The organism is Arthrobacter castelli DSM 16402 (assembly GCF_000430705.1).
Classification (GTDB): domain Bacteria; phylum Actinomycetota; class Actinomycetes; order Actinomycetales; family Micrococcaceae; genus Arthrobacter_C; species Arthrobacter_C castelli.
In genome coordinates this window covers 1-18,837 of record NZ_AUMN01000010.1, presented here as the reverse complement: position 1 = coordinate 18,837, position 18,837 = coordinate 1, and the positions used below count along the sequence as shown (strand labels likewise).

At 64.8% G+C, this 18,837-nt stretch carries 18 protein-coding genes; 16 read left to right on the top strand and 2 right to left on the bottom strand.

All coding sequences use genetic code 11. From position 1 onward, the window contains the following. Nucleotides 1–56 precede the first annotated feature (56 nt). The 6 genes from H535_RS0112030 to H535_RS0112005 all read left to right on the top strand — a co-directional run bounded on the left by H535_RS0112030 (nt 57) and on the right by H535_RS0112005 (nt 5,679). Complete coding sequence (locus tag H535_RS0112030; protein ID WP_035769395.1) at nt 57–287, top strand: hypothetical protein; 231 nt, start codon at nt 57–59, stop codon at nt 285–287. After that, nucleotides 284–685 carry a type II toxin-antitoxin system VapC family toxin gene (locus H535_RS0112025; protein ID WP_051299115.1) on the top strand — a complete coding sequence of 134 codons (402 nt, stop codon included), beginning with the start codon at nt 284–286 and terminating at the stop codon, nt 683–685. The genes H535_RS0112030 and H535_RS0112025 overlap by 4 nt, the downstream gene beginning before the upstream one ends. 331 nt (nt 686–1,016) lie before the next feature. Continuing rightward, a complete protein-coding gene (locus tag H535_RS25070) occupies nt 1,017–2,006 on the top strand; it encodes an ABC transporter ATP-binding protein (protein WP_211236584.1) in 990 nt (329 codons plus the stop codon). Nucleotides 2,007–2,011: 5 nt separating this feature from the next. Next, nucleotides 2,012–2,860 carry an ABC transporter permease gene (locus H535_RS0112015; protein WP_026819746.1) on the top strand — a complete coding sequence of 283 codons (849 nt, stop codon included), beginning with the start codon at nt 2,012–2,014 and terminating at the stop codon, nt 2,858–2,860. A 262-nt stretch (nt 2,861–3,122) separates the two neighbouring features. Beyond that, nucleotides 3,123–4,301: a mandelate racemase/muconate lactonizing enzyme family protein gene (locus H535_RS0112010; RefSeq protein ID WP_026819745.1), complete on the top strand. Its 1,179-nt coding sequence runs from the start codon at nt 3,123–3,125 to the stop codon at nt 4,299–4,301. A 70-nt stretch (nt 4,302–4,371) separates the two neighbouring features. Further along, complete coding sequence (locus H535_RS0112005) at nt 4,372–5,679, top strand: M24 family metallopeptidase (RefSeq protein ID WP_051299113.1); 1,308 nt, start codon at nt 4,372–4,374, stop codon at nt 5,677–5,679. 141 nt (nt 5,680–5,820) lie between these two features. Here the strand turns inward: H535_RS0112005 and H535_RS0112000 are convergent, their stop codons facing one another. After that, entirely contained in the window at nt 5,821–7,317 is a 1,497-nt protein-coding gene (locus tag H535_RS0112000; protein ID WP_245580295.1) for an HNH endonuclease signature motif containing protein, read from the bottom strand. A 75-nt stretch (nt 7,318–7,392) separates the two neighbouring features. On the opposite strand from H535_RS0112000, the gene H535_RS29950 reads away from it, so the two are divergent. The 10 genes from H535_RS29950 (at nt 7,393) to H535_RS25060 (ending at nt 18,234) form a co-directional block, all read left to right on the top strand. Beyond that, the gene (locus H535_RS29950; RefSeq protein ID WP_245580299.1) at nt 7,393–7,629 is read left to right on the top strand and encodes a hypothetical protein; all 237 of its coding nucleotides are present in this window, start codon (nt 7,393–7,395) and stop codon (nt 7,627–7,629) included. A 270-nt stretch (nt 7,630–7,899) separates the two neighbouring features. Further along, entirely contained in the window at nt 7,900–8,910 is a 1,011-nt protein-coding gene (locus H535_RS0111995) for a TetR/AcrR family transcriptional regulator (protein WP_245580278.1), read from the top strand. A 95-nt stretch (nt 8,911–9,005) separates the two neighbouring features. Further along, complete coding sequence (locus H535_RS0111990; RefSeq protein ID WP_026819741.1) at nt 9,006–9,893, top strand: beta-keto acid cleavage family enzyme; 888 nt, start codon at nt 9,006–9,008, stop codon at nt 9,891–9,893. A gap of 9 nt (nt 9,894–9,902) precedes the next feature. Next, the gene (locus H535_RS0111985; protein WP_245580277.1) at nt 9,903–10,913 is read left to right on the top strand and encodes a 3-hydroxyacyl-CoA dehydrogenase NAD-binding domain-containing protein; all 1,011 of its coding nucleotides are present in this window, start codon (nt 9,903–9,905) and stop codon (nt 10,911–10,913) included. After that, nucleotides 10,913–11,512, top strand: coding sequence for a thioesterase family protein (locus tag H535_RS0111980; RefSeq protein ID WP_026819739.1), 600 nt, complete (start codon nt 10,913–10,915; stop codon nt 11,510–11,512). The genes H535_RS0111985 and H535_RS0111980 overlap by 1 nt, the downstream gene beginning before the upstream one ends. 62 nt (nt 11,513–11,574) lie before the next feature. Continuing rightward, entirely contained in the window at nt 11,575–13,287 is a 1,713-nt protein-coding gene (locus H535_RS0111975; RefSeq protein ID WP_342667731.1) for an ABC transporter substrate-binding protein, read from the top strand. Further along, nucleotides 13,287–14,240, top strand: coding sequence for an ABC transporter permease (locus H535_RS0111970; RefSeq protein ID WP_026819737.1), 954 nt, complete (start codon nt 13,287–13,289; stop codon nt 14,238–14,240). Before H535_RS0111975 ends, H535_RS0111970 begins: the two co-directional genes overlap by 1 nt. Before the next feature lie 89 nt (nt 14,241–14,329). After that, nucleotides 14,330–15,142 (top strand): ABC transporter permease, encoded by an 813-nt coding sequence (locus H535_RS0111965; RefSeq protein WP_035769438.1) that lies wholly within the window; start codon nt 14,330–14,332, stop codon nt 15,140–15,142. Further along, nucleotides 15,139–16,902 (top strand): ABC transporter ATP-binding protein, encoded by a 1,764-nt coding sequence (locus H535_RS0111960; RefSeq protein WP_245580276.1) that lies wholly within the window; start codon nt 15,139–15,141, stop codon nt 16,900–16,902. Before H535_RS0111965 ends, H535_RS0111960 begins: the two co-directional genes overlap by 4 nt. Nucleotides 16,903–17,298: 396 nt before the next feature. Then, nucleotides 17,299–18,234, top strand: a complete 936-nt coding sequence (locus tag H535_RS25060; protein ID WP_245580274.1) for a serine hydrolase domain-containing protein — start codon at nt 17,299–17,301, stop codon at nt 18,232–18,234. A 300-nt stretch (nt 18,235–18,534) separates the two neighbouring features. On the opposite strand, the gene H535_RS25055 is transcribed toward H535_RS25060, so the two are convergent. Then, on the bottom strand, nt 18,535–18,837 hold a 303-nt coding region (locus tag H535_RS25055), incomplete at its 5' end, for a transposase (RefSeq protein ID WP_035769391.1).

Genomic DNA, 18,837 nt, shown 5'->3' with positions numbered 1-18,837 from the left:
GCCGTGCGGCGCGGAACAGTCTGTCCTCATGCCGTAATTGGTGCCATAATGGCGCCATGAAACGGATGAATCTGCGTGATGTACCCGACGACGTGTATGACACCTTGATGCAGGCAGCCGCTAACAACCGTCAATCGCTCAATGCTTTCATTATCGAACGACTTGCCGAAATGGCCCAGGTTGAGCATCTTAACGACTACATCGCGGACTACCCCGCGCCCCAAGGCACCGGTGTGACTTTGGATGATGCAGCTGCGGCAGTACGCGAGGTTCGCGAAGCATCGTGAGCCTGACCGTGGTCGACGCCTCAGTATTGGTTGCCTTCTATGCCGCCGATGATCCTCGCCGAAGCGCGGTCTCTGACCGCCTCGCGGCCGGTAACACCCTGTTCGCCCCGGCCCACTTGGATGCGGAGGTAGTCTCCGCATTACGTGGTGTCACCCGCCGCAACCCGGCATTGGCCGAAACTATGCCGCGCGCACTCAAGCATCTTGCAGGCTTCCCCATTCGCCGCATGCCGTTGGCACCGATGATTGATCGCATGTGGCAACTCCGCGACACAGTAACCCCGTACGACGCCGCGTATGTGGCGCTGGCCGAACGGCTCGATGGGGACTTGATTACCTGCGATTCCAGACTTGCCCGGTCGAATGGTCCCCTGTGTGCGTTTGATTTAGTTAGCTGACGCCCAGACACCCACAGCATCGGGGTCTCAACCCTCATCAACGAGGCGCTCACCGAGATCCAAGACATTCGGGTGAAGGACCTGCTGACGGAACTCGCGAACATTTCGAATAGTCACATCCGTCGACGCGTCCAGCCATAGAAATGCCTATCGCTATTCGGACCAGCCAGCGACAGCTGGGTGGTGCCGCTCGCGTTGGGCCGTCGTCGTTCCCACCCTCCCCTTTCGTTCCCACAGCGAACTACCGGAAGTAGAATGAGGCAACTATTCTGAAACTCAGATGTGAACGCCCATGTGTCGTCCCGTGCCAATTCCACCTCGAGGGAGAGTTATGGCCATTGGAATTGATGAAACAGCCGAACCGCACGTAACTGACCCGGTCATCGACGTCGTCGACCTGCGCATGCGGTACGGCGATAAGGACGTGCTGCTTGGAGAGTCGTTCACTGTCCAGTCCGGCGAGGTCGTCGCGCTGCTGGGTCCGAACGGCGCCGGCAAGACGACGACCATCGAAGTGCTCGAGGGGTTTCGGATGCGTTCAAGCGGGCACGTGTCCGTGCTCGGCGTCGACCCCGGTCGCGGCGACGAAGCGTGGCGGGCGAGGCTCGGCGTCGTACTGCAATCGTGGCGCGATCACTCCAAGTGGCAAGTGAAGGAGCTGCTTTCCCACATCGCCGCCTATTACGCGCCGTACGCGACGGCCGACAGACCCCGGCCCCGGGACGTCGATGAGCTGATCACCACCGTAGGTCTCACCGAGCACGCCACCAAGAAGGTCAAGGAACTCTCCGGCGGGCAGCGGCGCCGGCTCGACGTGGCGATCGGCATTGTTGGTTCGCCCGAGATGCTGTTCCTGGACGAGCCCACCGCCGGGTTCGACCCCGAGGCCCGCCAGGAGTTTCACGAGGTGGTCCGAAAGCTCGCGGCCAACGAAGACACCGGCATCCTGCTGACCACCCACGACCTCTCCGAGGCCGAGAAGCTCGCCGACCGGATCCTGATCCTCGCCGGCGGCAGGATCGTGGCGAACGGCACCCCGGCGGCCCTGTCGCGGCAAGTGTCAGTCGACGCGCAGGTGACCTGGAGCCGCGGCGGCCAGCTGTTCACCGCGTCGACGCCGCAGGCGAGCCGCTTCGTCCAGCAGCTGTTTGAACAGTACGGTGACGACGTCGACGACCTCGAAGTGCGCCGGGCCAGCCTTGAGGAAACGTACATGGCGTTCGTCCACGCCTTTGAAACCGGCAGCGACGCCGACACGAACGCGCTGGACCTGTCGTCACGCGAAGGGGCCGACAGGTCCAGCGCGGAAAGCAAGAGGTGAGCCCGATGTCGATCCCCACAACCGTCTTCAGGGCCGGAATGGTGCGCGGCCGCAGCGAACTTCGCCACACGTTCACCAACTTCCAGGACCTCTGGGGCTATATTTTCCCGGCCGGCGTATTGCTGGTGGTGATGCTGTTGCAAAGCAGCGCCACCGTTGGTGCGACCGGGTTCTCCCTCGGGGCCTCGACGCTGCCCGGCGCGATCGGGATGGGTATCGCCTTCGCCGGGCTGATGTCCGTGGCCGGCCAGCTGATCACCGAACGCGAGGACGGCACCCTGCTGCGCAATAAGGCGATCCCGCACGGCATGACCGGGTACATGATCGGCAAGATCGTCCTAACGATCGGAATGAGCGTCGTCAGCTTGCTCTTGCTGTTGGTTCCCGGCCTGTTCATCTTCGACGGGATACAGCTCGACGCCGGCGGCGTGCTGGTTTTGGTAGTGGTGTTCGTGCTCGGCATGGCCGCCACCATGCCGATCGGCGCCGTCATCGGGTCGCTGTTCTCCAACCCGACGTCCATGGGGTTCGTGATGCTGCCGATGATGGGGCTGATCGGGATCTCCGGCATCTTCTACCCGCTGGCGAAGTATCCCGAATGGCTGCAGTGGATCGGGCAGGTTTTCCCGATCTACTGGCTCGGCTTGGGCATGCGTTCATCCATGCTGCCGGACTCGCTCGTCACCGTGGAGATCGGCGATTCCTGGCGGCATTGGGAGACGTTCGGCGTGCTTGGCGCCTGGGCCGTGCTCGGGCTGGTGCTGGCACCCATTGTGCTGCGCCGGATGGCCCGCCGGGAATCCGGTTCAGCCGTCGCCTCACGCCGGGAACGCGCCATGGCCCGGATGGGATAAACCGGCGTCAGGACCTGTTCCTGAGACAGCCCGAAATAGGTTGGTCCGCCGACACGAACGTACCTTGAACGTACGTATCCACGAGACGCGCAAGATAGCCCCTTCCGCGCTATTGCCGCCTTCGGGGGCTCAGGCCTATGCTGGTGTCAACAATCTACAATTACGCGGATTTCTGGTTTCTCACTCACCCGGGCAGTACATTCCCAAGCCCATCGCGTGTTCGCTGGTTGTCATCTATACCTCTGTTCTTAGGAAGAAGTGCATGCGAATCACCCAACTTCGCGCGACTCCCGTGGCGGTCCCCTTCAACGAAGATGAGGTCTGGGCCTTCGGCCGCCGGCGCGGAATGGTCAGCATCGTGCTGGAGATCGTCACCGATGACGGAGTCATCGGCCTCGGCGAAGCAGCGGCCTACCCTTCTGCCGACATCGTGCTGTCCGTATTCGGGTCCATCGAGCCGCTGGTGGTCGGAGAGGACCCGTTCAATATCGAACGGATTATGAAACGGATCAATGTGATCGGCACCTGGCACCATGTGAAGGCCACCAGCCCGGCGATCGCCGCCGTCGAAATGGCCTGCTGGGACATCGTGGGCAAGGTCAGCGGCCAGCCGCTGGTCAATCTCTTCGGCGGCAGAGTCCGCGACGAGGTGGAGTTCTTCTACTACCTCAGCCACAAGTCCCCCAAAGACATGGGGGCCGACGCCGCCGCAGGCTTCAAGGCGGGGTTCCGCACCTTCTATGTCAAGACCGGCTCCGACAATCCGAACCTCGACATTGAGCGGGTCGAGGCCATCCGGGCCGCCGCGGGACCGGACGCGCTGATCCGCATCGACCCCAACGAAGCATGGTCGTCGTCGGCCGCCATCCGGATCATCACCGAGATGGAACGGTTCGGACTGGAGCTGGTCGAACAGCCCGTCTCCGGACGGAACCTGGCCGAAATGGCCTACGTCCGCAGCCGCATCAACACCCCGCTGCTGGCCAACGAAGCCTCCTGGACGCGCTATGACCAACTGGAAGTGATCAAGGCAGGGGCTGCCGACGTCGTCTCCGTTGACAACCAAATGGACGGCGGGCTGCTGAACCTGAAACGAGGCGCCGGACTCTGCGAAGTGGCCGGCCTGCCCGTGCTCAAACACAGCCTCGGCGAACTCGGCATCGCAGCCTATGCCGGCGTCCACATCATGGCCTCCACCCCGAACTTCCTGTATGCCAACCAGGGGTATGGGTCCTTCCTGTCCGACGACATCATCAAGGACGCCAGTCCGCTGCCCTACCGGGACGGGCGCCTGGCTGTTCCCACCAAGCCCGGCATCGGCGTCGAACTCGATACCGAGCGCGTCGCCAAATACGCCGATCTGTACAAGCAGGAAGCGAAAAACTTCGCCTTCCACGAATCAGACAAGATCGCCAGCACCCCGCTGATGCCTAAATTCTAAGCACGACCCTTCAACGGAAGAAGGCTCACATGTACCGCTTTTTGACCCACCCGCCGCACGGGTGGCTGGCATGACGACGACGGACTTCCTGCCAGCTGCCGACGACGGCGCTATCACCTCCGGCGCAGACGGCGGCATCACCTCCGGTGCCGACGACGGCATCGCTCCGGGCGCCGAAAGGATCCTTCCGCCTTCGGTCGCTTCCCCTCCCTACATCAACCCTGAAGAGCCGAACTTCACCCGTGAGGAATACGCTGCACGCATCCACCGAGTCCGGCAGCACATGGAGGCGCAGGGGCTGTCGGCACTGCTGCTCGTCAGTCCGGAGAATATCTACTACCTAACCGGCCTGAATCATCAGGGCTACTTCACCTTCACGCTGTTGGTGCTGCCCCTTGAAGGCGAGCCGGTGCTGGTGGCCCGAGCCATGGAGCGGCCGACGATCAGCGCGCAGGTCCCGCAATGCCGGCACTTCCCGTTCGAAGACTACGAGGACCCCGCGCTGATTGCCGCCGAAGCGATCCTGTCCACCGTTTCGACCGGAGCGGTCGGGGTGGAACAGTCCTCGATGAGTTTTCCGCTCAACGTCTGGGAACCCCTGTGCCGCAAACTTGGGCACCTGGACCTGCGAAACGCCTCGGGCATCGTGGAGCACGTCCGGCAGGTCAAGAGCGCTGCCGAGATCGGTTACATCCGTCGGGCCGCGCAGGCATCGTCGCGGGCCATCGAAGCCGGGCTGAGTGCGGTGGCGGCCGGCATCCCCGAGCGTGAGGTTGCGGCCGAGGTGTATGCGGAAATGATCCGGTCGGGAAGTGAGTTTCCCGGCTTCGCGCCGCTGATCAGGTCCCGGGACATCCTGCCGCAGGAACACCGGACCTGGCGGGACAAGGACATCGGCCCCGGCGACTCCGTCTTTATGGAACTATCGGCCTCTATTGCCCGCTTCCATGCCCCCATCACCCGCATGGCGTACGTGGGCGAAGCGCCTCAAGGAACGGATCGGGCAGCAGAAATTTCGATGGCGGGACTCGAGGCAGTGCGCGAGGCGCTCGTTCCTGGAGCACTCAACGGGAATGTCTACGCAGCGTGGCAAGACGTGATCAATCGGGGACTCGGTCATGCCTCATACCGCCGGCACCACTGCGGTTATGCCGTCGGTATTGGCTTCCCGCCCAGCTGGGTCGGCGGCGGTGGCGTCGCCGGCCTGCGGAAGGACGGGACCACGGAAATCCAGGATGGAATGACGTTCCATGTGCTGTCGTGGATCCTCGGGCAGGAACCGGCCGACTACGTTATATCGGACACCCTGCTGGTTACTCCCGGAGGCGGAGAAATCCTCACCACCACGCGGCGGGATCCCATCATCGTTCCGGAGTAGGTCGGAGGGATCCCGTCGGAGGCCGCTGCGCTGGGTGGGGGCTCCGCCGGAGGCCGCTGCGCTGACTTGGGTTTCGCCGGATACCGCTGCACTGAGTGAGCCCCCTCCGGAAGCAGTCGCGCCGAGGGGAGTTCGTCGACGCTACGCCGCCAGTCCGGCCGCGTCACCATCAAGAACGATGGCCCGGGCGGCTGCATCTGCCGACTTGAGGCGGTCGAAGTAACCGTTGCGCATCCATTCCCTTTGCTCGGGATGGCGGACCGCTCCTGCGAGGAACCCGGAATGCCCCTTCGCCAATGCGCGCTCGGTCAGGCGGACGTACGGGATCCCGTCAATCATCTTCGCTTCCAGCAATCCGGCGTGAATCCGTGAATGGTCGGAGGGGCAGAACAAGCCCTCGTTCGCAATATCGGTGGGGCCGCCTCGTGAGTACCACAGAATGTGGTGCACTTCACACCAACCGGGAGGTCTGTCGCATCCGGGAACAACGCATCCGCCATCTCTGACGGCGAGGGCTCTTCGTTGAGCTGGGGAGGCGAGTCGGACTAGTTGACCAAGATCCAGCGCTGCCCCTTTTGCGTCCAATACAACCCGTTCAAACAGGCCGTCACATGACATTCGCGCCACTGTACCCGCTGTTATGGCGCCAATCTGGGTGCAATGTGATGGAGTTGGATCAATTGGTGAGAACTGACCGTACGCTTCCGGCTTCATGCCAGGTTTTCCGTTCGTGCGATCGGTCGCCATCGCGGCGATTTGCTCCATCGTTGTGACGATCGAGACTCTGGTTGGACGACGAGCCAGGCGAAGCTTCCCGGCCCTGCTGCCTGTCTTGCCGTCTGCCTCTTTGCCGATCTCAAACAGTGTTGCGGATTCACCGGTTCCGCCTGCCTTATCGTCCGGTTCGGCCACATGAACAACAGGCGGGCCCAAATACGTACTGCCGGCACGAATCAATTCCCCGAATGCGTCCGCCCTGCGCTGCCCCGGTGTCCGTGTGTCTCTTAGGATGATGTTGCCATCTTCGTCCTTTTGACCTGGCTTAGGTGCACTGAGTGGTTCCATGATGGCACGCAGTTCCGCCCCTGCAGCCGGATCCAATTGATAGCTGCCGTGAACCATGCCCGTGACGTCTGTGGACATGGTGAACGAACGGCGGTTGAACGCTTCAGGATCGTAGTGGTCGTCGCGGTCCGGCTCCAATGATCGGATCAATCGATCTGACAGCATCCGGATTTCCCGCGGTGTGGTCACCGGTGCTTGGTCGGTCAGGAAGCCGGTGATTCGTTCCAGATTCTCCGGGCATACCAGCCGGCCAGGTATTTTCTCCAACGCATTAACGCCGACATCAAGGTGCGCCATGCTCGTTGTGCCGTCTGACAATAGGTCTCCCATGGAAGCCAACGGTCCGGTGTGCAACTCGGAGGTGGAGACCAACTCCTTGGAACGTCCTCCATGCACGGCTTGCGCGGCCGCCACATCGGCCTTTGCGCGACCTGGACTCATGCCCAGCTGTGCCCTCAAGTAAGCGTGTGTGGATGTTGCGGATCCGGCTAAGCAGGCGGCATTGAGCTGCTCGACCACTGCAATGGCTTCCAAATACGCAGCATCCAGCCTCCGCCGTTCGGCAGCCAGCATATGCAGCCGTTCCAAAGCTTCACGCTCTCCTCCAGTTATATCCCGACCGGTGGCCATCACTGCCGAAATGCAGTCATGAAGCTGGCTGGCGACGTCATTCTCAGCCTCGAAATCCTGTTCAACGTGCCACGCATCACTGGAATCCTTGGGCATGCTTCCCCCGGCCGAACTGCCCGGGATCTCATCCGCCGGTCCTCCAGCCTTGGAAGGATCCTTCCCGGCCAGATCATTGAGAACGTCGGCGATGTTGTCGTCATTGATGAGCATGGCCGCCTCCGTTCCTGGGTGTTTTCAACTACAACTTCACTCTAGAACGGGGTACCGACATTTTCATTCGAACATCGGTCTATGTGGAAAACTTGTTCGAATGCGTTGCGAGCCTGTGGAGAGACGGGACGACCGAGTTCCAGGTTGGCGAGCATTATCAGTCCACCACGCGCCAGCACCGACCCTGTGACCACCCCGACTCTCCGCACATCTTGGCTCACTGCTCGGTACAGAATCACCAACACAAATCGCAAGTCGGCTGACTCCCCGTCGCACGACTTGTCACTATCGCAAGTGATGGTTATAGTCGATCAGGTGACATCGCAAAACGAGGTTTACCAGGCCGGCGCCACCACCCGAGGCGCCACCACCCGAGGCGCCGCCAATCATAGTGCCGGAACAACAACCACAGCCGACTCGCAGGGTGCCGGATCTACAGCCGCAGCCGACTCCCGGGGCGCCGGATCTACAGCCGCAGCCGACTCGCAGGGCGCCCTGCTGGCACGGGTGAAGTTGTCCATCCGCAACTCGGGGCTGGCCCAGCGCGAGGTGGCCCGGTCCATCGGCCTGGACGAGACCAAGCTGTCCAAGGCGCTAAAGGGCACCCGCCGGTTCCGTCCGGACGAGCTGACCCTGCTGGCCGACGCCGCCGGTGTAACGGTGAACTGGCTGCTGTCCGGCTCGGATGAAACAGCCGGTGCGTCAGCGGCGCCGACCCCGAAGATCCTGCCCACCCGGCACCGGGAGGACAGCGAACAGGCACGGAAGCGCCGCGACATCATCGAGAAGTCGTGGTGGCTGTTCGCTGAGCAGGGGTACGCCGCCGTGCGGATCGCCGATATCGCAAAGGCGTGCGGCACCAGCAGCGCCAGCGTGCACTACTACTTCCCCACCAAGAAGGAGATCTTCGCCGAAGCCCTGCGGTATTCGGTGAAGCTGGCGTTCGACCGGCAGATCGCCGAGTTGCACCTCTACTCTGATCCGGTGGATCGGCTGAAGCGGCTGGCGGAACTGCAGCTGCCCACGGTCGGTCGCGGCTGGGCGGAGATGTCCATCTGGCTGCAGACCTGGTCCGAGGCGGCGGTGGACAAATCCTCACGCAGCAGCCATGCCCAGAGTTATCGCCGGTGGGCGCAGACGGTGCACGGCATCGTCGTCGACGGCCAGAAGGCGGGCGTATTCGTGGACACCGATCCGGACGTAGTGACCATGGATCTGACGTCGTTGATCGACGGGCTGAACGTCAAGGTGCTGACCGGAATCCTGACTGCCGATCAGATGTATGCGCAAATCGAAAGCTTTATCGACCGCAACGTCGCCAAGTAGCCCCGGGGCCACAACCGGGCCCCCAGCAACAAGCAACCAAGCAACCCAGCAACCAACCCCAAACCCCCACAGCCAACCCGAAAGGGAGCATCACCATGAACCGCAAGGTCATCGTCACCTGCGCGCTCACCGGCGCCGGAGACACCACCGGGAAAAGCGAGTACGTGCCGGTCAGCCCGGACGAAATCGCCGCAGACGCCATCGCCGCCGCCCGCGCCGGAGCCTCCGTGGTCCACATCCACGTCCGCGACATCGAGACCAAGCAGGGCTCCCGCGACGTCGGGCTCTACCACGAGGTCGTCCGCCAGGTCCGCGAGTCCGACGTCGACCCCGTCATCAACCTGACCGCCGGCATGGGCGGCGACCTCGTCGTCGACCCCAAGAACCCCACCACCCAGCTGGAGGGCACCGACCTGGTCAGCGGCCTGGACCGCCTGCCCCACGTCGAGGAACTCCGCCCGGAGATCTGCACCATCGACTGCGGTTCGCTGAACTTCGGTGAGGGCTCCAACCTCTACGTTTCCACCCCGGAGATGCTCCGCGAGGGCGCCGCGAAGATCAAGGAACTCGGCGTGAAGCCGGAAATGGAAATCTTCGACACCGGCAATCTGTGGTTCGCCAACGTGATGGTCGAAGAAGGCCTGGTCGCGCCGCCGCCGATGTACCAGCTGTGCATGGGCATCCCGTACGGCGCACCGGTCGATCCGGGACTGCTGCAGGCCATGGTTAACCTGCTGCCCGATGGCGCCGAGTGGACCTCCTTCGCCATCGGCCGCAACCAGCTGCCGTGGGTGGCGCAGTCCGTGCTGCTCGGCGGCCACGTGCGCGTCGGCCTGGAGGACAACCTCTACCTGTCCAAGGGCGTCAAAGCCACCAACGCGCAACTGACCGAACGCGCCATCAACATCGTCGAAAGCCTCGGCTCCTCCGTGGCCACCCCGGACGAGGCGCGCGACATCCTGCAGATCGAGCGGAAGGGCTGAAGCAGCCGGATGAGTATTAACAGCAACGTGCACGACGCCGGCAGCACCCCGGGTGCCGAAGCAGCCACAGTGCCCGCACCCAACATGGCCGACGTCGGCACAGTCGCCTGCGTCGGCGCCGGCACCATTGGCGGCGGCTGGGCGGCCTACTTCCTCGCCCGCGGATTCCGCGTCAAGATCTGGGACCCCTCCCCCGACGCCGGCGACAAGCTGAGCGCGCTGATCGACGCCGCCTGGCCGGCGCTGACCAAGCTCGGCCTGGCGGAGACCGCCGATAAGGACAACTTCACCGTCCACACCGACCTGGCCGAAGCGGTCGACGGCGTGGGCTTCATCCAGGAATCCGCACCGGAAAAACTGGAGCTGAAGCGCCAGCTGCTCGCCGACATCGACAAGGTGACCGCGCCCGGCGTCGTCATCGCCTCCTCCACCTCGGGCTACAGCATGACCGAGATGGCCACCGAGGCGGCCGACCCGTCCCGCCTGGTGGTCGGCCACCCGTTCAACCCGCCGTACCTGATCCCGCTGGTCGAGGTTGTCGGCGGCGAGCGCACCGCGCCGGAAGCGGTGAAGTGGGCGTCCGCGTTCTACGACTCCATCGGCAAGTCCGTGATCACCATGGACCACGAAGTCCCCGGCTTCATCGCCAACCGGCTGCAGGAAGCGCTCTGGCGCGAGGCCCTGCACATGATCGACAACGGCGAGGCCACCGTGGAGCAGATCGACCGCTCCATTACCGACGGCCCCGGCCTGCGGTGGCCCATCCACGGCCCGATGACCACCTTCCACCTCGCCGGCGGCCAGGGCGGCATGAGCCACATGCTTGACCACTTCGGCCCGTCGCTGAAGTCCCCGTGGACCCGGCTGGACGCCCCGGAACTGACCAGCCAGCTGCGTGACGACGTCGTCGACGGCGTCGATGACGCCGAGCCGCGGCCGGTCGACGAGCTGATCGCCGAGCGGGACGAGGTCATCATCGCCATCCGCAACGTGATTGCGTCCGTCAAGGGGCAAAGCTGATGACGACGGCGGCACATGGCATGGGCGCGGCGCTGCCTCCGTATGAGTGCACGGTGCTGGACGAGTGGATCGATTACAACGGCCACATGTCCGAGGCGTTCTACGTGCTCGTCTTCGGCTACGCCACCGACGCCGCGATGGAGGCCCTCGGCATGGACGCGACCTACCGGAAGGACACCGGCGCCTCCCTCTACACCGTCGAAGCGCACGTGCGGTACCTGGCAGAAACCGGAGCGGGCGCGCCGTTGACAGTGACGACGACGATCGCCGGTTCCGCCGCCAAGAAACTGCACCTGGCCCACGAAATGTATTCGCACCCGGTGGTCGACCAAGCAAGCGCGGTCTCGATGCGGCGCGGAGCGCCTTACTCGACCACCGCCCCGGTGGTCGACCAAGCGAGCGCCAGCGAGCGCGTGGAGACCCGGGCGGAGACCGGCACCCTGATCGCCACCGAGGAATTACTGGCCCTGCACGTGGATTCGACCACAGGCAGGACCAGCGGCTTCCCGCAAACCATCGAGGCCAATATCGACAGCTTCACCCAGCAAGCTGTACACACCCCACCCCCGGACTGGGTGGGGCGTTCCGTCTCCCTGTAGTCCCCAGCGGCCAGCGCCGCACTGCATCTGATGCAGCACCCCTTTGATAAGGAAACGAGTCAATGCACCACCAATCGCAACAGCCATTGGAGCCGAATCCGCCGGGCGCGCCCGGCAGTTCCAGTTCCACCCCGGCCATCGCAGCCGGCTCCCCCAACATCGGCGCCAGCACCGGGTCCCCCGGTGCCATCTCCCGCGCGGCCGGCGCCATCACCTCCGGTCGCTGGTCGCGCCGCAACGTGCTCGGCGGGTCCATGGCCCTCGGCGTCGGCGCCGCCCTCACCGCCTGCGGCGGCCCCGCGCCCAACCAGCTGGCCACGCCAACCGGCCAGCCGCAGCACGGCGGCACGCTGCGCATCGGGCTCGCCGGCGGCGGCGCCGCGGACACCCTGGACGCGCACATCCCGGTCAGCACCACCGATATCGCCCGCGTGGTGTCCCTCTACGAATCGCTGCTCTACCGGGACGAGAACTTCGAGCTGAAGCCGCTGCTGGCCACCCGCGCCACGCCGTCGTCGGACGCCAAGACCTGGACGGTTGAACTGCGCAAGGACGTGAAGTTCCACGACGGCCGGCCGATGACCGGCCGCGATGTGGCAGCCACGTTCGCTCGCATCACCGACCCCGACGACCCCAAGTCCGGGGCTTCAGGCCTCGGCATCCTGGACAACGTCGTGGTGATCAACGACCACCTGGTCGAGTTCCGGCTCAACACCCCGGTGGCCACCTTCGACGACTCCATCGGCCAGTACGCGATGGGAATCGTCCCCGAGGACTACGACCCGGCCAAGCCAATCGGCACCGGCCCGTTCAAGGCCGAGTCCTTCACCCCGGGACAGCGCAGCGTGTTCAGCCGCAACGAGCACTACTGGCTGGACAACCTGCCGTACCTCGACGAGCTGATGATCCTGAACTTCGATGACAGCGACGCGATGATCAACGCGCTGCTGTCCACCCAGGTCGACGCCATCGGCCAGATCCCACTGGCGCTGCTCGAAGTCCTCGACACCGACCCCCGCATCGACATCCTCAATTCGGAGACCGGCATGTGGATGCCGTTCACCATGCGCGTGGATAAGAAACCGTTCGACGACGTCCGCGTGCGACAGGCCTTCCGCTACGCCGTGGACCGCGAACAGATGATCGAGCAGGTGCTCAGCGGCAACGGCACGGTGGGCAACGACCTCTACGCCCCGTTCGACCCCGGCTACGCCGAGAAACTCCCGCAGCGAAAGCAGGACATCAAAAAGGCCAAGCAGCTGCTGGCCGAGGCCGGCTACCCGGACGGGCTCGACGTCGAACTGGTCACCGCACCAATCCAGGCCGGCGCCGTCTCCGCCGCGCAGGTCTTCGCGCAGCAGGCCAAGGATGCCGGCATCAACGTCAACATCCGCCGGGTGGACACCACCACCTTCTTCGGCGAGAACTACCTGGAATGGACCTTCGCGCAGGACTTCTGGTACACCCGGAACTTCCTGCCTCAGGCGAACAACTGCGCGCTGCCAGACTCCCCGTTCAACGAGACGCACTTCAACAACCAGAAGTTCATCGCGCTCTACCACGAGGCCCGCTCCACCACCGACGACAAGGCCCGCAACAAGCTGATCGCCGAGGCGCAGACCCTCGAATATAACGAGGGCGGCTACATTATCTGGGGCTTCTCCAACCAGGCCGATGCGTACCAGCGGTACGTGGCCGGGCTGGTCCCCAACCGCACCGGACTGGCGTTGTCCGGCTTCGATTTCCGCCGCGTCTGGTTGGGAGGTAGGGCCTGATGCTGAAACTCATTACCCGACGGCTGCTGATCAGCCTCGTCATTCTGTTCATCATCTCGGTGCTGGTGTTCGTAGCCACGCTGCTGCTGCCCGGCGACCCCGCCCGGGCGATGCTCGGCCAGCAGGCCACCCCGGAGCGGCTGGAAGCCTTGCGCGAGCAGATGGGCCTGAACGAACCGGCCTGGCTGCGCTACTTCAGCTGGCTCGGCGGCCTGTTCGTCGGCGACTTCGGCGCCTCCGTCACCGGCGCCTCCGTGGGCGAACTGCTCGGCGAGCGCATCTCCGCCTCGCTGGTGCTGATGGTCGCCGCGGCGGTCATCGCCATCCCGGTGGGCATCATCGTCGGCGCCTACAGCGCGCTGCGCCGCGGCAAGGCCGGCGACCACACCGCCAGTGCCATCTCGCTGGTGCTGGCCGCGCTGCCGGAGTTCGTCATCGGCATCGTGCTGATAACGGTCTTCTCCACCACCGTCTTCCGCATCCTGCCCGCGGTGACCATGTCACCACCCGGGCAGGAAGTCTGGGAGTACCCGGCCCAGCTGATCCTGCCGGTGCTGACCCTGGTGCTGGTGGTGATGCCGTACATTATCCGGATGATGCGCGCCACCATGGTGGAGGTGCTGGATTCGGGCTACGTGGAAATGGCCCGGCTCAAGGGCGTTCCCGAACGCCAGGTGATCACCCGCCACGCCGTGCCCCACGCGCTGGCCCCGGTGGCCCAGGTGGTCGCCATCCAGCTGGCCTGGCTGGCCGGCGGCATCGTGGTGGTCGAGTTCCTCTTCCGCTACCCCGGCATCGGCCAGGCGCTGGTGGACGCGGTGGCTAACCGTGACGTGCAGGTCGTGCAGGCCCTGTCCATGTTGATCGCGGCGCTCTACATCGTGGTCAACCTGCTGGCCGACATCGTCGGCATCCTGACCAATCCCAAGCTACGGACGGAGTCAGCCTCATGAGCACCCTCGAATCCGGTGCCCGGTCGCCGGAAGAAACGCCCGAAGCAGTCTCGAAGGAAATCGAAACCCCGCCGGGCCTGTTCCGGCGGATGATGAAGCAAAAGCAGGCCAAAATCGGCATGGTGCTCACCGGCATCATCGTGCTGGTCGCCGTCGTCGGCCCGCTGCTGCTGCCCTGGGCCACCGGCTACACCAGCACCGAGTTCTCCGGCCGCCCCTTCCAGCCCGACGGCTGGTTCGGCACCGACAACCTGGGCCGCGACATCCTCTCCCGCTTCCTTGACGGCGGGCTGCGGCTGCTGATCTACGCCGCCCTGGCCACCGCCATGGGCATGGTGCTCGGCGCCGCGGCCGGCATGATCGCCGCCTACCAGGGCGGCTGGCTGGACAGCGTGATCATGCGCGGCAACGACGTGCTGCTCGCGCTGCCGCAGCTGGTGTTCGCGCTGCTGGCCATCACCGTGCTCGGCCCGCAGGGCTGGGTGCTGGTCACCGTCATCGGCATCACCCACGCACCGCGGATCGCCCGCGTCACCCGCTCGGCCGCCGCCGGCGTGATCACCGAGGACTTCGTCCGCGCCGCGGAAATGTACGCGGTGCCACGCTGGAAGATCCTGGGCAAGGACGTGCTGCCCAACATCACCGGCCCGCTGATGGTCGAACTCGGGCTGCGGATGACCTACTCGATCGCTGCCATCGCCTCGCTGTCCTTCCTGGGACTGGGGCTGCAGCCGCCCACAGCCGGCTGGGGCCTGATGATCAACGAGAACCGCATCGCCCTGATGCTGCAGCCGTGGGGCGTGATCCTGCCGGTGGCCGCCATCGCGGTGTTGACCGTGGGCAGCAACCTGATCACCGACGCCCTGGCCCGCGCCTCGGCCAATGTGGAGGAGACCAAGTGAGCATTCAAGCAGCAGAAACGACGACGACGGCGGCCGGCTACGTGCTGCAGGCCGAGAACCTGGCCGTGGCCACCCTCGGCGGCAAGGAAATCCTGCACGGCATTTCCTTTGCCCTGACCCCCGGCCGCGTCCTGGCCCTGGTGGGCGAGTCCGGCTCCGGCAAGACCACCGCCGGGCTGGCCTGCCTGGGCCACTTCCGCACCGGGCTGAAGCACACCGGCGGCACCATCGAGATCAAGAACAAGTACGAGGAAGGCAGCACCGATGTGCTCTCGCTGCCCGAGACCGGACGGCGCGGGCTGCGCGGCGGCTCCATCTCCTACGTGCCCCAGGACCCCGCGCTGTCGCTGAACCCCGCGATGCGGATCGGCGACCAGATCCTCGAAGTGCTCCGCGTGCACGGCTACGGCAAGACCGACGCCGAACGCCGCGAGCGCCTCGCCGGGGTGCTGACCGACGTCGGACTCGCCAACGACACCGCCTACCAGCGCCGCTGGCCGCACCAGCTCTCCGGCGGGCAGCAGCAGCGCGTCGGCATCGCCATGGCCTTCGCCTGCCGCCCCGAGGTGATGGTGCTCGACGAGCCGACCACCGGACTGGACGTGACCACCCAGGCGCTGGTGCTGCAGACCATCCACGGGCTGGCCGAGAAGTACCACGTCGCCGGGCTCTACATCACCCACGACCTCGCCGTCGTCGCCGAAATCGCCGACGAAGTCGCCGTGATGCTCTCCGGCGACGTGGTGGAGGCCGGCGACGTGAAGCAGGTGCTGTACAAACCGCAGCACCGCTACACCCGCAAGCTGCTCTCCGCCGTCCCGGACCTGGCCGGACGCCGCCGCATTGGCGACGTCACCGCCATCACCGGTGACATGCCCGTCGTCGACCCGGAAACCGGCAAGGCCAATTCGTCAGTCGCGCCGGGGCTGGCGGCTCCGTCCGCCGGCGGCAAGCACACCGCAGCACCTGCCGCCACTTCGGCAGCTGCGCCGGAGGGCACTGACGCCGACGGCAACCTGCTCTCGGTCAAGGACCTGCGGCTGGCCTACGGCTCCAACCAGGTGCTCGACGGCATCGACCTGGCGCTGACCGAAGGCGAATCCATGATGCTGCTGGGCGAATCCGGCTCCGGCAAGACCACCCTGGCCCGCTGCATCGCCGGCCTGAACGACACCTTCCACGGCTCCGTGTCCCTGGCCGGCACCGAACTGGCGCACGGCACCCGGGACCGCACCGCATCCGAGCGGCACCGGATCCAGTACGTCTTCCAGTCCCCGTTCTCCTCGCTGAGCCCAAGACGCACCGTCGCCGAATCAGTGGAAGTACCGCTGCTGATGTCCGGCAAATACAGCAAGGCCCAGCGCCGCACCATGGTCACCGAAGGGCTCGACCAGGTCCGGCTCGGCGCCTCCTACCTGGACCGCCGACCCGGCCAGCTCTCCGGCGGCGAACGCCAGCGCGTGGCCATCGCCCGCGCCCTGGTCAACGCCCCCTCGGTGCTGGTCTGTGACGAAGTCACCTCCGCGCTGGACGTGTCCGTGCAGGCCTCCATCATCGACCTGCTGCGCACCCTGCAGCTCGATACCGGCATGGCCATGCTCTTCGTCACGCACAACATCGCGCTGGCCCGGCACATCTCGCAGCGCCTCGCCGTGCTGCAGAAAGGGCAGATCGTTGACCTCGGCGTCACCGGGGACGTGCTGGAGAACCCGCAGCACAGCTACACCCAGCAGCTGCTGGCCAACGTACCCTCGATGTAGGCTGGCACCCGGCCGCGTTCGACGTCGGACGCGGCCGGGCTGCCCACCTCACCCCATCCCGGCGAGCCACGCTGGCACCTCACTCGGCAGCCACTGCCTGCACCACCATCTTTGAATAAGGAGCACCCTTGAGCACGGACTTCCAGGCGTATAACGACGGCGGACTGCCCACCGAAGGATTCGAGCGGCTGAGCGAGACCTTCGCCAAGCACCTGGAGACCTCCCAAGGCGGCATGGCCTTCTGCGTCTACCGCGAAGGCCAGCCACTGGTGCGCTTCTACGGCGGGGGCACCACCCCCCGCGACCCCCCCCCCCCGGGCCCCCTCCCCCGGCGGGCCCACCACCCGCCGCGACTCCCCCACCGCACCGATCACCGACCCATGGGGACCGGACACCATGGCCGTGATGTTCTCCGGCACCAAAGGACTCGTCGCCACCGTCGCCGCCATCCTCGTCGACCAAGGCAAGCTCGAAGTGCGCAAGAAGGTCGCCAACTACTGGCCCGAATTCGCCACCGCCGGCAAGGAAAACGTCACCGTCTCCCAGCTGCTCAACCACACCACCGGCCTCGTCTACGTCGACCCGGAGCCCGAAGGCGAATGGGCCCCGCTCGATAACACCGCCAATGCTGCTGTGCTCGCCGCCCAGGAGCCACTCTGGGAACCCGGTTCGAAGGTCGCCTACCACGCCATCACCTACGGCTACCTGATGAACGAAGTCTTCGTCCGCGCCACCGGCAAATCCGCGGGCCAGCTCATCCGTGAACTCATCGCCGAACCCCTCGGACTCGACATCCACCTCGGCCTGCCTGAAGAACTCGAAGGCCGCGTCGCCGAAATCTTCCGCTCCGACAACTACGCCATCAGCACCTTCCTCACCGACCCCGAACGACGCAAGATCGTCGACCGCATGTACGGCAGCACCCTGATGAGCGAGAAACTCCAGGCCAACTTCGGCGAATTCCACCGCGGCGAACTCGCAGCCGGCGGAGGCATCGGCACCGCCGACGCCATGGCCAACCTCTACTCCCAGATCGCCGCAGGCAAAGTTGTTTCCGACGAAGCCCTTGCCGACGCCACCCGGACCTGGTCCGAAGGCACCGACGCCATCAACGACCGCCCCCTGCGCTTTGGCCTCGGCTACGAAGTCGCCGACCCCATCGGCACCTACGGCCCCGTCGAACCCGCCTTCGGCCACTCCGGCGCCGGCGGCGGCCTCCACGGCACGTGGCCCACCCACAAACTCGGCTTCTCATTCCTCATCAACGAGATGCTCGCCGAAGACCAAGACACCAGGGTGAAAGATCTGCTGAATGTCTTGGAACTGCATTGAGAACCTGCAAATATCAACTGAAATTCCTTCCTTCCTTCGGCGAACTTCAATATATCTTTGGTCCCTAAACCTAAAGAAATTAAACGAAGCGGATTTGAGATCCCGAATCACCGTGGAGGGTCAGTCAAAAGGTCGCCTATTTCGCGTTGAACAAGCATCGGAAGATCAAGTCCTTCAAGATTCTGCGCCGCCAGCCATTCCAGGCATTCCCCTGATGTCCAGTTATCCTCCGTTATATATTCGGAAATGGAAATGGTTGCTGTTCTTGATAGGCCAAGGGACATAAGCGGCTCTTCGCATTTAGGCATGGTTAGCGGTTTTTCGCCGGTAGGGGCGGTGGCCGCCGGCGGCCAGTAGGCATCTGAGCCTGTAGTTGGCGAAGTTGCGGAATCCGCGGGCGATACGGCGGGTGGTTTCGATGACGCCGTTAATCGCTTCGGTGGGACCGTTTGATGCTCCTCCGGTATCGAAGTAGGCCAGTATCGCACTCTTCCACGCCCGCAGGCTCCGTCCGAGGCGGGCGATCTCAGGGATCGGGCACGTGGGGAACGAGGTCAGTATTTCGGTGACCAGTTGCCGGCCCCGGGCAGGGCTGGCGTGGTA

Bases quoted from the DNA above. Each gene is read 5' to 3' on its own strand.
- H535_RS0112030 (WP_035769395.1), top strand. From the start codon at position 57: ATGAAACGGATGAATCTGCGTGATGTACCCGACGACGTGTATGACACC.
- H535_RS25070 (WP_211236584.1), top strand. From the start codon at position 1,017: ATGGCCATTGGAATTGATGAAACAGCCGAACCGCACGTAACTGACCCG.
- H535_RS0112015 (WP_026819746.1), top strand. From the start codon at position 2,012: ATGTCGATCCCCACAACCGTCTTCAGGGCCGGAATGGTGCGCGGCCGC.
- H535_RS0112010 (WP_026819745.1), top strand. From the start codon at position 3,123: ATGCGAATCACCCAACTTCGCGCGACTCCCGTGGCGGTCCCCTTCAAC.
- H535_RS0112005 (WP_051299113.1), top strand. From the start codon at position 4,372: ATGACGACGACGGACTTCCTGCCAGCTGCCGACGACGGCGCTATCACC.
- H535_RS0112000 (WP_245580295.1), bottom strand. From the start codon at position 7,317: ATGCTGGCTGCCGAACGGCGGAGGCTGGATGCTGCGTATTTGGAAGCC.
- H535_RS29950 (WP_245580299.1), top strand. From the start codon at position 7,393: ATGAAGCTGGCTGGCGACGTCATTCTCAGCCTCGAAATCCTGTTCAAC.
- H535_RS0111990 (WP_026819741.1), top strand. From the start codon at position 9,006: ATGAACCGCAAGGTCATCGTCACCTGCGCGCTCACCGGCGCCGGAGAC.
- H535_RS0111985 (WP_245580277.1), top strand. From the start codon at position 9,903: ATGAGTATTAACAGCAACGTGCACGACGCCGGCAGCACCCCGGGTGCC.
- H535_RS0111980 (WP_026819739.1), top strand. From the start codon at position 10,913: ATGACGACGGCGGCACATGGCATGGGCGCGGCGCTGCCTCCGTATGAG.
- H535_RS0111975 (WP_342667731.1), top strand. From the start codon at position 11,575: ATGCACCACCAATCGCAACAGCCATTGGAGCCGAATCCGCCGGGCGCG.
- H535_RS0111970 (WP_026819737.1), top strand. From the start codon at position 13,287: ATGCTGAAACTCATTACCCGACGGCTGCTGATCAGCCTCGTCATTCTG.
- H535_RS0111965 (WP_035769438.1), top strand. From the start codon at position 14,330: ATGATGAAGCAAAAGCAGGCCAAAATCGGCATGGTGCTCACCGGCATC.
- H535_RS25060 (WP_245580274.1), top strand. From the start codon at position 17,299: ATGGCCGTGATGTTCTCCGGCACCAAAGGACTCGTCGCCACCGTCGCC.